This is a genomic window from uncultured Desulfovibrio sp. (genome assembly GCF_910584445.1).
Taxonomy (GTDB): Bacteria; Desulfobacterota; Desulfovibrionia; order Desulfovibrionales; family Desulfovibrionaceae; genus Desulfovibrio.
Genome location: NZ_CAJUBO010000009.1, coordinates 39338 through 53229, shown reverse-complemented (window position 1 = coordinate 53229; position 13892 = coordinate 39338). Strand labels below are relative to the sequence as shown.

At 65.7% G+C, this 13892-nt stretch carries 15 protein-coding genes; 9 read left to right on the top strand and 6 right to left on the bottom strand.

The window, feature by feature from the left end:
• Nucleotides 1–209: 209 nt before the first annotated feature.
• A complete protein-coding gene (locus QZ294_RS05770) occupies nt 210–989 on the bottom strand; it encodes an HAD-IIA family hydrolase (RefSeq protein WP_297047952.1) in 780 nt (259 codons plus the stop codon).
• Complete coding sequence (locus QZ294_RS05765; protein ID WP_297047861.1) at nt 989–1732, bottom strand: metallophosphoesterase; 744 nt, start codon at nt 1730–1732, stop codon at nt 989–991. Before QZ294_RS05765 ends, QZ294_RS05770 begins: the two co-directional genes overlap by 1 nt.
• Before the next feature lie 125 nt (nt 1733–1857).
• Between QZ294_RS05765 and QZ294_RS05760 the strand changes: the two genes are divergently transcribed.
• From QZ294_RS05760 to QZ294_RS05720, 9 genes are all read left to right on the top strand, one after another.
• A complete protein-coding gene (locus tag QZ294_RS05760) occupies nt 1858–2526 on the top strand; it encodes a 5-formyltetrahydrofolate cyclo-ligase (protein WP_297047859.1) in 669 nt (222 codons plus the stop codon).
• Nucleotides 2490–3356 (top strand): polyphenol oxidase family protein, encoded by an 867-nt coding sequence (locus tag QZ294_RS05755; protein WP_297047857.1) that lies wholly within the window; start codon nt 2490–2492, stop codon nt 3354–3356. Before QZ294_RS05760 ends, QZ294_RS05755 begins: the two co-directional genes overlap by 37 nt.
• A 548-nt stretch (nt 3357–3904) precedes the next feature.
• Nucleotides 3905–4972, top strand: coding sequence for a DUF362 domain-containing protein (locus QZ294_RS05750; protein ID WP_297047856.1), 1068 nt, complete (start codon nt 3905–3907; stop codon nt 4970–4972).
• 79 nt (nt 4973–5051) lie between these two features.
• A complete protein-coding gene (locus QZ294_RS05745) occupies nt 5052–5720 on the top strand; it encodes a TIGR00730 family Rossman fold protein (protein WP_297047854.1) in 669 nt (222 codons plus the stop codon).
• Nucleotides 5721–5729: 9 nt separating this feature from the next.
• Nucleotides 5730–6266, top strand: a complete 537-nt coding sequence (locus QZ294_RS05740; protein ID WP_297047852.1) for a nucleoside deaminase — start codon at nt 5730–5732, stop codon at nt 6264–6266.
• A gap of 18 nt (nt 6267–6284) precedes the next feature.
• Nucleotides 6285–7793 carry a fused MFS/spermidine synthase gene (locus QZ294_RS05735; RefSeq protein WP_297047851.1) on the top strand — a complete coding sequence of 503 codons (1509 nt, stop codon included), beginning with the start codon at nt 6285–6287 and terminating at the stop codon, nt 7791–7793.
• Nucleotides 7794–8009: 216 nt separating this feature from the next.
• Nucleotides 8010–8243 (top strand): hypothetical protein, encoded by a 234-nt coding sequence (locus QZ294_RS05730; RefSeq protein WP_297047849.1) that lies wholly within the window; start codon nt 8010–8012, stop codon nt 8241–8243.
• 120 nt (nt 8244–8363) lie between these two features.
• Complete coding sequence (locus QZ294_RS05725; RefSeq protein ID WP_297047847.1) at nt 8364–8663, top strand: hypothetical protein; 300 nt, start codon at nt 8364–8366, stop codon at nt 8661–8663.
• Nucleotides 8664–8702: 39 nt separating this feature from the next.
• Nucleotides 8703–9623 (top strand): DUF2333 family protein, encoded by a 921-nt coding sequence (locus QZ294_RS05720; RefSeq protein ID WP_297047845.1) that lies wholly within the window; start codon nt 8703–8705, stop codon nt 9621–9623.
• A 78-nt stretch (nt 9624–9701) separates the two neighbouring features.
• On the opposite strand, the gene QZ294_RS05715 is transcribed toward QZ294_RS05720, so the two are convergent.
• The 4 genes from QZ294_RS05715 to QZ294_RS05700 all read right to left on the bottom strand — a co-directional run bounded on the left by QZ294_RS05715 (nt 9702) and on the right by QZ294_RS05700 (nt 13886).
• Nucleotides 9702–10151 (bottom strand): hypothetical protein, encoded by a 450-nt coding sequence (locus QZ294_RS05715; RefSeq protein WP_297047844.1) that lies wholly within the window; start codon nt 10149–10151, stop codon nt 9702–9704.
• Nucleotides 10132–11646, bottom strand: a complete 1515-nt coding sequence (locus QZ294_RS05710; RefSeq protein WP_297047841.1) for a tripartite tricarboxylate transporter permease — start codon at nt 11644–11646, stop codon at nt 10132–10134. Before QZ294_RS05710 ends, QZ294_RS05715 begins: the two co-directional genes overlap by 20 nt.
• Nucleotides 11647–11847: 201 nt before the next feature.
• Complete coding sequence (locus QZ294_RS05705; RefSeq protein ID WP_297047839.1) at nt 11848–12807, bottom strand: tripartite tricarboxylate transporter substrate binding protein; 960 nt, start codon at nt 12805–12807, stop codon at nt 11848–11850.
• 116 nt (nt 12808–12923) lie between these two features.
• Entirely contained in the window at nt 12924–13886 is a 963-nt protein-coding gene (locus tag QZ294_RS05700; protein WP_297047836.1) for a tripartite tricarboxylate transporter substrate binding protein, read from the bottom strand.
• Nucleotides 13887–13892: the final 6 nt, after the last annotated feature.

The following is a 13892-nucleotide window of genomic DNA, read 5'->3' as shown; positions in this document are numbered from 1 at the left end:
GAACGAATCCACATCGCATCCGAAAGGGGAGCCGCACGGCTCCCCTTTTTTTCGCAGGTGGCGCAGGATGAGGACCCGTCAGCGCATGAGGGGATCTTTCCGTTACGCGGAAAAGCGCGCCAGGCGCAAAGCGCCGGCGGAACTCTTGTGGAGACAAAAGGGCCACCCGCCGGAAAACGGGTGGCCCTGATCTTTCCGCGGGAATGGTCTCAGCGGCCGCCCCAGCGCGCATGGCCCAGGTCTTCCAGCACCACCGTGGGCTGCCGCGTCTCGCGGGCCAGGTCCTCGCGCGTGGCTTCGCCGCTGAGCACCAGGGCAAAGTCGATGCCCGCGTTTTCCGCCAGTTTCTTGTCCGTGCTCAGGCGGTCGCCCACCATAATCATGTCGCTTTTCGCATAGCGCGCCAGCAGGGGCGCCAGCACCGCCGGGTCCGGCTTGCCGAAGATATGCTGCGGGCGCCGCCCCGTGGCCGTGGCATAGAGTTCGATCATGCTGCCCACATCCGGCAGCGGTCCCTCGGGCGAGGGGCAGACGAGGTCGGGATGCGTCGCCAGAAAGAGCGTTTCCGGCTTTTGCAGCAGCAGGGCCGAACGCGCGAGCTTTTCATAGGTGAGTTCGGTGTCGTAGGCCAGGATGACGGCCTGCGCGCCTTCTTCGCCCAGCGTCAGCTCCGGCATGCGGCCCAGAAGGTCCCGCTGAAAATCCCGGTTGCCCACGGTATAGGCGCGGCTGATGCCATTGGCCCGCAAAAAGTCCACCAGCGGCGTCACCGGCGAGAGCAAAAGCTCCGGCCGCGCCGGGATGCCCATGCCGTTGAGCTTGTCCACATAGGTCTGCGGCGACTTGGAGGTATTGTTGCTGAGAAAGTGAAAATCCAGCTCGTCCCAGTGCTCCCGGATGAACGCCACGGCACCGGGAATGGGGATATGGCCGAGATAGACCGTGCCGTCCATATCCAGCACGACGCAGCGCTTGCGCGACCAGTCCATCATGCCTTGCCCCCGAGCACGCGCAGCTCCACGGAAAGCCGGCCGCCGTTGGAGCGCAGCACCAGATATCCGCCCTGGGCCAGCGCGCCCGGGTTGGCGATGACGGTGCGGCCGATGCGGTCAATGGCGCGGGCCTCGTGGATGTGCCCGCAGAGGCACATGTCCGGCTGGTTCTCCTCCAGAAATTCGCGCACCGCCGAGGAACCCACATGCACATCGCCGGGGATGACGTCGCAGGCCGTGTCCTTGGGCGGATTGTGCGAGACCAGGATGGTATGGGGAAAGGCCCTGGCCGTGCGCCAGGCCGCTTCCAGCCACGCGGCGAACGAAGATTCGGGAAATTCGCTGGGCGTCCCGAAGGGCGTGAAGGTGGAGGCCCCCACCCCGAAGGCGGCGATGCCCGGCGCAATCTCGCGCACCCGCGTATGGAGGTTGCAGCCCTTTTCGCTGAGCCAGGCGTCCACCTCGGGCCTGTCCATATTGCCGATCTGGGCCAGGACGGGCAGGCCCGGCGCGGCCAGGGCCTTCATGACGGACTCGGCCTGGCGCACGCCGCCGGTGATGGTCAGGTCGCCGGTGACGAGCACCCCGTCCGCCTGGGCCAGTTCGGGAATTTCGGCAAAGTTCTCCGGCGCGTCGTGAATGTCGCCCACGACGACCCAGAGATAATCCTGTCGGGCTTCCGCCCCGGAAGCAGAGGCTGACGCGGCTTCGGGACCGGAGGGCTGTTCCGTGCTTGGCATGGATGCTGTCCTTTGCTATGCTGACGGGGATTGCGGCACGCCCATGAGCGCCTGCTCAGGGGCGCAACCCGGGGGTTTGCCGCTCTTTTCCAACTCTGCCACAACTCGTCATGGAAGAAAAGGCCATGCCCGGCGCCCCGGCCTCGCCCCAAGCCCCCGCTGACGCCCCGGCATCCGGCGGCATCAGGGAGGAAGTGCGCCGCGCCCTGCTCAGCCGCAGGCGGGCGCAGCCTGCCGCCCGGGCGGCGGAACTCTCGCTGGCGGCGCAGGAACGGCTCCTGGCCTCGCCCTGCTGGCGGGAGGCCGCGCGGGTGGCCCTGTATGCGGGCGTGCGCGGGGAAGTGGCGACGGACCTCCTGCTCCGCGAGGCCTGGGCCACCGGCCGCGAAGTCTGGCTGCCGCGCGTGCGTTCCGTGGCTGACGGCCTCATGGACTTTGTCCGCTGCCCGGGACCGGAGAGCCTGCGCCCCGGCGCCTTCGGACTCAACGAGCCGCGCCCGGAACTGCCCGGCGCCGGACCCGGCGACGCGGCCTTTCAGCCGCAGCTCTTCCTGCTGCCGGGCGTGGCCTTTGACCGCCACGGTAGCCGCATGGGCCACGGCGGCGGCTTTTATGACCGCTTTCTCGGCGCCCGGGCCAGAATGCGCCAAGCGACGGGGGGCAGCGCGCGGGCCTGCCCGCTTCTGGGTTTCTGCTTCGGCTTCCAGATCGTGGAAGAACTCCCGCGCGCCGCGTGGGATCAGCCCGTGGACGGCCTGTGCACGGAAGGAGAACTCTTCTGGATATCGCGCTGACCTGGTTTCGCTTTCCCGGGGTGCCCCGCGTATGGTGCGCCTTTCAGGGCCGCGGCGCCGACGCGTCCGGCGGTCCCGGCTTTTCCCCCGTTTCGCAAGTTCCCCCGGTTTCGCCCGTCCCGCCGGTTCCCCCTGTCCCCCCTGTCCCGTGGTCCGGCGGCAACATCTCCTTCAGGGCCGGCGACGATCCCGCCGCCACCAGGGCCGCCCGCGCCGCCCTGCTGGCGCGCCTGCGCCCCGGGGGGCTTGAAACCTGGGCGGAGGTCCGCCAGGTCCATGGCGACGCCATGGCCGACGAGCCGCCCGCGCCGCCGGCCGCCGCCCTGCCGGACTACCGCATGGAAGCGGCGCCGGAGGCGGACGGCATGCTGACCTCCACGCCCGGCCGCGGCCTGCTCATCAAGACCGCCGATTGCCAGCCCGTCCTGCTCGCGCACAGGAGCGGCAGGCATGTGGCGGCCCTGCATGTGGGCTGGCGCGGCAACCGCCACAACTTTCCCGCCAGCGGCGTCCGGCGCTTCTGCGCCCTGCGCGGGCTTGACCCGGCGGATATTTTTGCCGTGCGCGGCCCGAGCCTGGGACCCTCCCGGGCGGAATTCGTCAACTTCACGCAAGAATGGGACGAGAGCTTCCGCCCCTGGCTGGATGCGGCGACCATGTGCATGGACCTCTGGAGCCTGACGCGCAGCCAGCTGGAAAGCGCCGGCGTGCCCCCGCGCCAGATCTTCGGCCTGGACATCTGCACCAGCCTCAATGCGGACCGCTTCTTCTCCCACCGGCACGACGCGCGCAGCGGCCGGCAGGCCAGCCTCATCTGGATCGGCTCCTGACGCCGGGGGCGCCGCGGGCAATGGCCGGAGGAAATGGCGTTTTTTTGTCGCGGGGCGCCGCCCCGCACCCCGTTGGGGGCCGATGGCCCCCAAACCCCCGTTCGCGTTTCTCGCAATGCGCCGCATTGCGAGAAACGGAGAAAGGGCAGGATTCCTTTTTGTCTTTTCATCAAGAGTTCCGAAACCAACAGGCAACGGCCCCTTCCGCTATCCGCCCGGAGCGAAGCGCAGGGCGGGGCTGTCGCCGCCGGAATCCTAAAAAATACGGATTTTTCGGCGCTGGCAAGGAAGTGGACGATTTTTGGAGGGAGTGTACTCATGTACATGACCGACAAAAATCGTCCAGTGACGCCGCCAACGTCAAAAAGACGGTTTTTGACGGAGAACGGGGGCAGCACATCATGCCGCGCAACGCCCGAAGCGCCCCGCGGCAAAAACCCGCCGTTCCCGCAATCTCCTCCCGAAGCCACCCACGGGCATGGACAAGGGCCGGGAGAACGCGATAAGGGAAACGGAAACCGCCCCACAGGGCGGAGAGGAGGGATACCATGCACAGCATCCCTGTTTCCAGGCGCAAGCTGCTCCAGGGTTCGGCCCTGCTTGCCGCCGCCGCGTTCCTCACGCCGGGCGCGACCCTGGCGGCCGGGGCTTCCGGCGCAGCGCCCGCGTCCGGCAAGGCTTCCGGCAACGCCCAGGCGCCTGTCGTGGGTTCGCGCAACGTCACGGGCACGCCGCACAAGGGTTCGGCGGCCAAGGTCTATTTTTCGCCGGTCATCGACGCGGCGAGCCTCATCAAGCTCTATACGCTCGTCAACGAAAACATCTACGGCAAGGTCGCCATCAAGCTCCATACGGGCGAGCCAAACGGTCCCAACATCCTGCCGCGCGACATGGTGAAGGCCTTCCAGGCCCAGGTGCCGGACAGCACCATCGTGGAGACCAATACCCTCTATCAGGGCGGCCGCGACACCACGGCCAAGCACCGCGAGACCCTCAAGGTCAACGGCTGGACCTTCTGCCCCGTGGACATCATGGACGAGCACGGCGACGTCAGCCTGCCCGTGGCCGATGGCTTCCACCTCAAGGAAGTCGCCATGGGCAAGGGCATCATGGACTATGACTCCATGATCGTCCTCACCCACTTCAAGGGGCATGCCATGGGCGGTTTCGGCGGTTCCATGAAGAACATCGCCATCGGCTGCGCCTCGGGGCAGGTGGGCAAGCGCCAGGTCCACGGCGTGACGGGGACCCCGCCCGCCGACTGGAGCAAGTGGCCCGCCAGGGAAAAGCTCATGGAACTCATGGCCGACTCCGCCAAGGCCGTGGCTGATCATTTCGGCAAGCACATCGTCTATATCAACGTGCTCCGCAACATGAGCGTGGACTGCGATTGCGCGGGCACCCGCGCCCAGACGCCCAGTATCAGGGACATCGGCATCCTTGCCTCCAGCGACCTGCTCGCCATTGATCAGGCCGCCTGCGACCTCGTCTTTGCCAGCGCCGACGGCAAGGATCTGCGCGAGCGCATCCAGAGCCGCCACGGCCTGCGCCAGCTTTCGGCCATGGCCGAACACAGGATGGGCAATCCGCAGTACGAACTCATCACCGTCAACTGACAACCGCTACGGTTTGCGGGGTCCGCCCGCCGTCCCCCTCGGGCGGCGACCGGACCCCGCGCCGTCTCAAGGAACCGGCATGCCTGAATTTCAGCAGAACATCGTGGACGACCTCGCCTCCGCCACCACGGAATCCTGGCGCACCTTCCGCATCATGGCGGAAATGGTCAATGCCCTGGACGAACTCAATGCCCTCAAGGTCAACTGCATCTCCATTTTCGGCTCGGCCCGCAGCCAGCCCGGGAGCCAGGAATACCAGGATGCGGAAAAGCTTGCCGGCCTGCTCGCGCACGCGGGCTACGGCGTCATCACCGGCGGCGGCCCCGGCGTCATGGAGGCGGCCAACAAGGGCGCCAAAGAGGCGGGGGGCGTCTCCGTGGGCCTGCACATCAAGCTGCCGCACGAACAGGGCTGCAACCCCTATGTGACCACGCGCTGCAACTTCCGCTATTTCTTCATCCGCAAGTTCATGTTCGTGAAGTACGCCCGCGCCTATGTGGTCATGCCCGGCGGCATGGGCACCATCGACGAGCTTTCCGAGGCGTTCGTGCTCGCGCAGACCGGGCGCACGCGCCCCTTCCCCATCATCCTCTACGATTCGCGCTTCTGGAGCGGGCTGCTCGAATGGCTCCGCAAGAGCATGGCCGCGGGGGGCTTCATCAGCGAGGAGGAGCTGGACCAGCTCCTCACGGTCTGCGACACGCCGGAGGAAGTGGTCAACCATCTGCGAAAGATCGTCATCCTGTAGGATCGCAGGATGCGGGAAGATGTCGCGGCGGGAACCATCCCGCATCGCCCGCGCGCCTTCGCCCCGGCGGGACCTGTGCCCGCGCCGCCGCCCGGCCGCAGCTGGGAAGGACTCATGGAACTGGCCCTGGGCGAGGCGGCAGCCGCCCTCGCGGGGGGCGACGTGCCGGTGGGCGCCGTCGTCGTGGCCCCTGACGGCACGCTCCCCGCCAGGGCCGGCAACGCCGTGGAGCGCGACGCCGACCCCACGGCGCACGCGGAGCTGCTCGCCATCCGGAAGGCCGCCCGACAACGGAAGAACTGGCGGCTGGAGGGCTGCGTCCTGGTGGTGACGCTGGAGCCGTGCGCCATGTGCGCGGCGGCCATCGTCCATGCCCGGCTGGCGGGCGTGGTCTTTGGCGCGGCGGACGAGGCCGCCGGGGCCGTGGTCTCCCGCGCGGAATATCTGGACGGGCCGGTTTCCAGGCGTAGCGTCTGGTACATGGGCGGCGTGCGTTCCGAAGCGTGCGCGGCGCTCTTGCGGCGGTGTTTTCAGGCCCGGAGATGACAACCACAGGCGGAGTTCATGCTGGAACTGACGGCCTTTCTGAGCGGCGCGTTCGTCATGGTGCTGGAAATGGTGGGCGGCAGGGTGCTGGCGCCGCATGTGGGCACCTCGGCCATTGTCTGGACGAGCCTCATCGGCGTGGTGCTCGCGTGCCTGGCGCTCGGCGCCTGGGCCGGCGGCCGCTTTGCCGACAGGACCCTCTCGCGGCGCGGGCTGGGCCAGGCGCTGGCGGGCGCGGGCGCGGGCTGCGGGATCACGGCCTTTTGCCATACGGCCATCGGCGCGGGCGTGACCGGCGCGCTGGGCAATCTTTACGCCGCAGCCGTGGCCGCCGCCGTGGGCATCTTCGCCCTGCCCGCCTTTTTCTTCGGCATGATCACGCCCTATATCATCCGCCTGCGTATCGCCAGCGTGGATACCGCGGGCGCCACGGTGGGGCGGCTCTATGCCCTGTCCACCGCCGGCAGCATCCTCGGCACTTTTCTCGGCGGCTTCGTGCTCATTTCCTGGTTCGGGAGCACGCTCATCCTCTGGGGCCTCGCCATTGCCATGCTCCTGCTCTCGCTTGCCAACAGCCGCCAGCGCCCCTGGGGGCGCGTCCTCCTGCTCCTGCTCTGCGCCGTGCTGGCCTGGCAGGACACCCTCTATGCCGAGTGGCTGGCGGAAAAAAACGGCACACGCCTGGTGGAAAGCCCGTACAACAGCATCCGCATCATGGAGGGGGTGGACTACGCGCGCGGGGGCAAGGCCGTGCGGCTCATGGCTACGGACCCGGGCTACAGTCAGTCCGGCATGCTCGTGGATGCGCCGGACGAACTCTATTTCGACTATACGCGCTACTATGCCCTGGGTCCGCGCCATGTGCCGCGGGCGCGGCGCCTGCTCATGCTCGGCGGGGGCGGCTATTCCGTGCCCAAGTGGCTGCTCTCGGGCCAAAGCGGCCTTGGGGACGACTTTCGCCTCACCGTGGTGGAGCTTGACCCGGCCATGACGGAAAGCGCGCGCCGCTGGTTCGGACTCCGGGACGACCCGCGCCTCACGGTGCGCCACGAGGATGCCCGCGCCTTCCTGAACCGCCAGGACGCGGCCTTTGACCTCGTTTTTGTGGATGTGTTCAACTCCCACTATTCCGTCCCCTTCCAGATGGGCACGGTCGAAGCGGCCCAGGCCCTGCGCCGGGCCGTGGCGCCGGGAGGCGCCCTGCTCATGAACGTCATTTCGGCCGTGGAAGGGCCGGATGGCCGCCTCTTCCGGGGCATCCGGCGCGCGCTTGCCGGGGCCTTCGCGGAGGTGCGCGTCTATTGCGTGGGCAGGCCGGCCCATCCCGAACGCGTCCAGAACCTCATGCTCATGGCCTTTCCCGAGGTCCGGCCCGAGGTCCTGTCCGGTACGCCGGCAGGCGGCGCTCCCCGGGAAGAAGAGGACATGGAGTCCCACCGCTACCAGCGCCCCATCCCGCCGGGCGCGCCGCTGCGCGATGACTATGCGCCCGTGGAGCGGTTCACGCTCATGCTGGCGCGGCAATGAAAAAGCGAAAAACCACGTTTTTCCGCCAAAAGAAAAAATCCTCTAATGATTCCTTGCGAAGTGCCGATGAATCCGGTAGTTTGGCATCCTAGGGCGTTTTCCCGTTCCGGCGGGAAAATGCGCTAACGCGGCCCCGAGGGCGCGCCATCCCGGAAGGCCAGTTCCCCCGGGAGGACGCCCTCGCGCGAAAAAGCCGCAAAACGAGGAGACCGCATCATGGTTGAGTTCACCGCCGCGCAGCCCGTGGACATCACGGACAACATCCTGACCATGCTCGGCCGCAAGGTCGGTTCAGGCCACACCCTGACCCTGTCCGAACGGCTCATGGCCATGACCGCCACCGCAGCCACCACGGCCGACCGCTACGGCCCGGGTCCGGCCGACATGGTGGTCACGCCGCCGGAACTCCCCGAAACAGTCAAGGGCGTTCTGGCAAGCTATGTCGGCTGAACAGCCTCCCCCGGGATGGATCCAGACGCGCGGGCCGGAAACCGGATTTCCGGCTCGCGTTCTTTCCCCCTCCAGCGGACAGCATGCCGCGCGCTCTCCAGAACGACACCGGAGGCAGCAGTGAACGAATCCATCGACGATCTCACCGTGGACTATGAAGACAACGGCCAGCTCATCATCAGGGAAATGGACAAGGCCGTCCTGAGCAAGGGCGCCTGGACGACCATCCTCTTCCGCTACCAGCAATGGCAACCCGAAACCGGCGAGTACGGGCCGGACAAATACGTCATCCAGCGGTACAAGAAATCCGGCGGCGAATACCGCAGGCAATCCAAGTTCAATATCTCCAGCGCCGAGCAGGCCCGCAAGATCGTGGACACGCTGAAGGCCTGGATCGACGACGCGGGACCCGATGCCTGACGCGCCGCCTTCCCCGCCTGACGTGAGAAAGGACAGTCAATGAACCTTCACGAACTTCCCGGTATACACAAGACACGCATCGTGCTCAGGACGCTGGGCATCCAGCTGTGCATCCTGCTCGGCATCCTCGTGGCGCTCTGGGGCCTGCAACGGCTCTACGCCGCCGTGGACGAAACGACCTTTCCGCAGGCCATGCCCCTGCCGGAAAACGCGGCCAGCCTCACCGAAAATGAAAAGGGCAAGCTCCTGCTGGATTCCATCACCTGGCAGATGCGCCGGGAGCTGGATTCCCGCTTCGGCTGGACCTTCAACGACATCCTCTTCAACCGCTTCCTCCTGGATAACCGCGCCTACCGCCAGTATGGCGTCTATCACGCCACCAAGTTCCTCCTGGACCTCTATTCGAGCCAGATCGCCAAGCTCGGTTCCAGCGACCGCGAAAGCGAATACCTCTACAAGGCGCGCATCAACAGCTTCTCCATCGATCCGCGCAGCTTCATGTTCCCTTCGGCCGAAGGCGCCTACAAGAAGGGCTTCAAGCTGCTGGAGCAGTACAAGACCTCGCTGGACACGGGCAAGGGCGTCTACAACTGCCGCACCGACGATCTCTACGCCGCATTCGTGACCGTCACCGGCGAGAACATGCTCGGCTATGCCCTGGGCCTGCTGGAAAATTCGCAGGAGATGCACTTCTACGAGCTGGATAACCGCATCTACGAGGTGCAGGGCATCGTGCTTGTCCTGCGCGACTTCATCAGCACCCTCTATGTGCTCTATCCCGAGATCAGCGCCAAGAACAACGCCGAAAACATGAACGCGGCCATGGGCTACCTCAACCGCATCTGCGAGTATGACCCGCTCTACATCACCTCGTTCTTCAATTCCGGGGAACTGGTGACCTCCTGGCTGCTCTTCGCCAAGGCGCGTCTGGAGGATATCAGGGACAGCATCCGCATCTGAACCCCGCGCGCAATACCGCCATGAAAACGGCCGCCGTTGCAGAAAACGGCGGCCGTTCTGCTGTTGCGGAAGCGCAGGTCAGAAGGCCGGAAAGTTGAAATGCATGATCCGGATGAAGAAGACATCGAAAAAGAGCGTCAGCCCGGAAGTGTAGAGCAGCGCCACGATCCAGCCCTTCCTCCGGGGCGGCCATTCAAGAAAGACCGGCATCAGCCCGGCGAAAACGAATGTACCGCACAGAAAGGACGCATTCATGGAAAAGACCACATAGGCGCAAAACGCCAGAACGATGATCAGCCATTTTTGCGGCGAGATCTCGCCGAAAAAGCGGAAGGGACCGTCCGGGCAGCGCCGGAGCCGCAGCAGGCCGCGAATGCCGAGCGCCACGGCGCACGCGGCCAGAAGGGCGATGAGCGCCAGCGGAAACACCTGCCCTTCCCAGGGCACCTCGCGCATTTCCCAGCAAAGGACAGGGCATGCGCCGAGCAGCAGCAGGGCGCAAAGGCAGTCAGCATGAGCCGCGCGCATGGTTCTTCTTCTCCTTGCGTTCCTTGTGGACGGAATAGGCAACGGAAAGGAGGCTTAGGGCAATGAGCACCTGGCTTTGCGGCCGCGAGACGAGGAAGAGCCACGGATGCTCTTCCGACTGGGCCAGGAGCAGGCTCAGCTTGAACCCTTCCTCCATGGTACCGCCAAGGATGAGACCAAGGGCCACCGGCGCGAGATTGAAGTTCAGCCGCAGCAGCCCGTACCCGAGAATGCCCGCGCCGAGCATGCTGTAGACATCCGTGGAAAGCCCGCGGATGGAATACGACCCGGCCACGGCCAGGCAGAAAATGGTGGTGACGGTAAAGATCTTCGGCAGGGTGAGGATCTTGGCAAAGATGCGGATGAACAGCGAGCCGAGGGCGAGGATGAGCAGACAGGCCACAAACAGGCCCACGATATAGGTATAGACGAACTGGCCGTTCTCCGTGAACAGCGAAAAACCGGGCTTGATGCCGTGGGTCATGAGCGCGCCCAGAAGAACGGCGGCCGGGGCGCTGCCGGGAATGCCCAGCGTGAGCAGGGGGATCTGCGCGCCGCCCACCACGGCGTTGTTGGAACACTCCGGCGCGATGACGCCTTCGAGATAGCCGGTGCCCCATTTTTCCGGCTCGCGGGAAAATCTCCGGGATTCGTTATAGGCGATGAACGAGCTGATATTGCCCCCCGCGCCGGGCAGGATGCCCACGATGATGCCCACCACGCTGGAGATGGCGAGGGTCTTCACCTTGCCGCACACCTTCCTGAGCGTGCTGAAGAAAACGCCGGGGGTGGGCGTGTACGGCGCGAGCTGGGCCGCCACATTGGCGGAACTTGCCAGGATGATGGCCTGGGGAATGGCGAACAGGCCGATGAGCGTGGGCACCACGTTGATGCCGCCGGCCAGGGCCAGGGTATTGAACGTCAGCCGGGCGCTGCCGCTGACCGGGTCCATGCCCACGCAGGCGAGGAGCAGCCCGATGAGCGCGCCGATGATGCCCTTGAGCAGGTTGCCGGAAGCCAGGGAGGCGACCACGGTGAGCGCGAAGACACAAAGCCAGAACTGCTCGCAGGCGCCGAACTGCATGGACGCGGCCGCCAGCGGCAGGGAAAAGAAGAACAGGGCGCACACGCCCACCAGACCGCCGATGACGGAGGCGAAGAGCGACGCGTTGAGCGCCAGGGCCGCCTTGCCCTGCCGCGCCAGGGGATGGCCGTCAAAGGTGGTGCAGAGCGCGGCCGCGGTGCCCGGCGTATTGAGCAGGATGGCCGAGATGGAACCGCCATATTCCCCGCCGCAATAGACGGAACCGAGCATGATGAGGGCCAGGGTGGGGTCCAGTCCGAAGGTGAAGGGCAGCAGCAGGGCCACGCCCAGGGTGGAGGTCAATCCCGGCACCGCCCCCATGATGATGCCGAATGCCACCGATGCCGCCATGAGCAGCAGATGGAGCGGATCGACGAGATAGGCAACTGCCAGGCTCAGATCGAAGGGCATGGCGAACTCCCGGACCTGGCGCCCGCGGGTTCGCGCGGGCGCCAGGGCAACAGCCAATTAGAGCATTTTGTGGGGGAAATATCCATTTTCCCTCACTTCGCTGCCATCATTTCGCGTCCGGAACGCGGTCTGGACGCCATTCGGCGCGGGCGCCAGTTACCGCCGCCAAAGCGGCCTGGATACTTTCATTCCCAACCCACTCTACTTCTTGTATCCCACGCTCTTGAGGATGTCGGCGCTGGTGGCCGTCTCGTCGCTGATGATGCGCGCGAAGGCCGCCGCATCCTGATAGTCCGGCAAAAGCCCTATGCGCTTCATGTCTTCGATGTAGGCGGGGTTTTCGTTGATCTTCCTGATGAGGTCCTGGAGGTATTCCACGCGCTCCGGCGCCATGCCCTGCGGACCCACAATGCCGCGCCGCTTGATGGAAACGAGGTCGATGCCCAGTTCCCTGAGCGTGGGGGCATCCATGGCAAGTTCATAGCGTTCGGGCGTGCCCACGGCGAGGATGCGCGTGTTCTCCAGCCGGAAGCTGCTGGACAGCGAGCCGAAATAGCAGTCGGCCTCGCCGCTCTGGAGCGCGGGTCCCACCTTGGAACCGCCGGTGTAGGGGATGATGTTGAACTTGGTGCCGGTCAGCTTTTCAAATTGCAGCAGGAACGTGTGGTCGCCGCTGAGCTTGCCCACGATGGCGGCCTTGACCTTGCCGGGATTCTTTTTCACATAGTCAAGGAACTCCTGAAAGGTCCTCCACTTGCTGTTTTTGGCTACGAGGATGCAGTTCGGGTCGATGAGCAGGTTGGCGATGGGCAGGAGCTGCTCGGTGCGATAGCCGGGCGTGCCTGCCTTGCGTACCATGGGCTGGAGATTGATGCTCGGCAGGTCCACCCCGGCGATGAAATAGCCGTCCGGTTTGGCCTCGGCCACTTCCGTCCAGCCCAGTTCGCCGCCCGCCCCGGCCTTGTAGACAATGACCAGGGGCACGGGCATGAGGCCCTTGGCGTATTTTTCCAGCAGCCGGTGGACAGTATCGCTGCCGCCGCCGGGGTTGAACGCCGTGAGCAGGGTGACGGGCTTGTCCGGATACCCGGCAGCCCCGGCCGCAAGGGCCGTCCCGCCAAGAATGAGGACCATCGCGATGACACCGAGAAGCTTCTTCATGGTTTCCTCCCGAGGCGCCGCGCGCGGCGGCGGTGTTGGGTTGCTGTGTCCATGTTCCGGCCATGGCCGTCGGCGGCCCGGAGGGCAAAAGGCCGCCGACGGCCCGGAAAGGACGCCTATTTCTGCCCGTAGCCGAGACTCTTGAGCACTTCGGCGCTGTTCAGCGTCTCCTCCCGGATCTCCCGGCCGAATTCTTCGGCTGTCTGAAAGACAGGCAGGGTCCCGAGCTTTTTCATGCCTTCGATATAGCCAGGGTCGTCATTGATTTTCCGGATCACGTTCTGCAGGTAGGCCACATGCTCCGGCGCGATGCCCCTCGGCCCCGCCAGGCCGCGGCGCTTGACCGATACCACGTCCACGCCCAGTTCCCTGAGCGTGGGGATATCCCTGGCAAGCGCATAGCGTTCCGGCGTGCCCACGGCCAGGCAGCGGGTATTGTCCATGCGGAAGTGCCCGCTGAGCGAACCGAAGTAGCAATCCACCTCGCCGCTCTGGAGCGCCGGGCCGACCTTGGGACCGCCCGTGTACGGGATGATGTTGAACTTCGTTCCCGTGGCCTTCTCGAACTTGAGGATGAAGATATGGTCCCCGGTGAGCTTGCCCACGATGGCGGCCCGCACCTTGCCGGGATTGCGCCGCGCGTATTCCACAAATTCCCCGAAATCCCGCCACTTGCTGCTCTTGTTCACCATGATGCAGTTGGGGTCGATGAGCAGGCCGGCAATGGGCTGGAGCTGATCCGTCCGGTAGCCCGGCGTGCCGGGCTTGCGTACCATGGGTTGCAGGGTGATGTGCGGCAGGTCCACGCCGCCGATGAAATAGCCGTCGGGATTGGCATCGGCCAGTTCCGTCCAGCCGAATTCGCCGCCCGCGCCGGTTTTGTAGGTGATGACAATGGGCACGGGCATGATGCCCTTGGCGTATTTCTCCAGCAGCCGATGGACCGCGTCGCTGCCGCCGCCCGGGCTGAAGACGGTGAGCAGGGTGATGGGCCTGTCCGGATATGTCCCCGCGCCGGCGGGGACGCAGGTCGCGCACAGGAGCGCGACTGCCGCCAGGAGACCAAGAACCTTTTTCATGCGTTC

Excerpts from the sequence above, each read along its gene's own strand:
- QZ294_RS05770 (WP_297047952.1), bottom strand. The coding sequence starts at position 989 with ATGGACTGGTCGCGCAAGCGCTGCGTCGTGCTGGATATGGACGGCACG.
- QZ294_RS05715 (WP_297047844.1), bottom strand. The coding sequence starts at position 10,151 with ATGCGCGCGGCTCATGCTGACTGCCTTTGCGCCCTGCTGCTGCTCGGC.
- QZ294_RS05730 (WP_297047849.1), top strand. The coding sequence starts at position 8,010 with ATGGTTGAGTTCACCGCCGCGCAGCCCGTGGACATCACGGACAACATC.
- QZ294_RS05705 (WP_297047839.1), bottom strand. The coding sequence starts at position 12,807 with ATGAAGAAGCTTCTCGGTGTCATCGCGATGGTCCTCATTCTTGGCGGG.
- QZ294_RS05745 (WP_297047854.1), top strand. The coding sequence starts at position 5,052 with ATGCCTGAATTTCAGCAGAACATCGTGGACGACCTCGCCTCCGCCACC.
- QZ294_RS05720 (WP_297047845.1), top strand. The coding sequence starts at position 8,703 with ATGAACCTTCACGAACTTCCCGGTATACACAAGACACGCATCGTGCTC.
- QZ294_RS05740 (WP_297047852.1), top strand. The coding sequence starts at position 5,730 with ATGCGGGAAGATGTCGCGGCGGGAACCATCCCGCATCGCCCGCGCGCC.
- QZ294_RS05735 (WP_297047851.1), top strand. The coding sequence starts at position 6,285 with ATGCTGGAACTGACGGCCTTTCTGAGCGGCGCGTTCGTCATGGTGCTG.
- QZ294_RS05765 (WP_297047861.1), bottom strand. The coding sequence starts at position 1,732 with ATGCCAAGCACGGAACAGCCCTCCGGTCCCGAAGCCGCGTCAGCCTCT.
- QZ294_RS05760 (WP_297047859.1), top strand. The coding sequence starts at position 1,858 with ATGCCCGGCGCCCCGGCCTCGCCCCAAGCCCCCGCTGACGCCCCGGCA.
- QZ294_RS05750 (WP_297047856.1), top strand. The coding sequence starts at position 3,905 with ATGCACAGCATCCCTGTTTCCAGGCGCAAGCTGCTCCAGGGTTCGGCC.
- QZ294_RS05710 (WP_297047841.1), bottom strand. The coding sequence starts at position 11,646 with ATGCCCTTCGATCTGAGCCTGGCAGTTGCCTATCTCGTCGATCCGCTC.
- QZ294_RS05700 (WP_297047836.1), bottom strand. The coding sequence starts at position 13,886 with ATGAAAAAGGTTCTTGGTCTCCTGGCGGCAGTCGCGCTCCTGTGCGCG.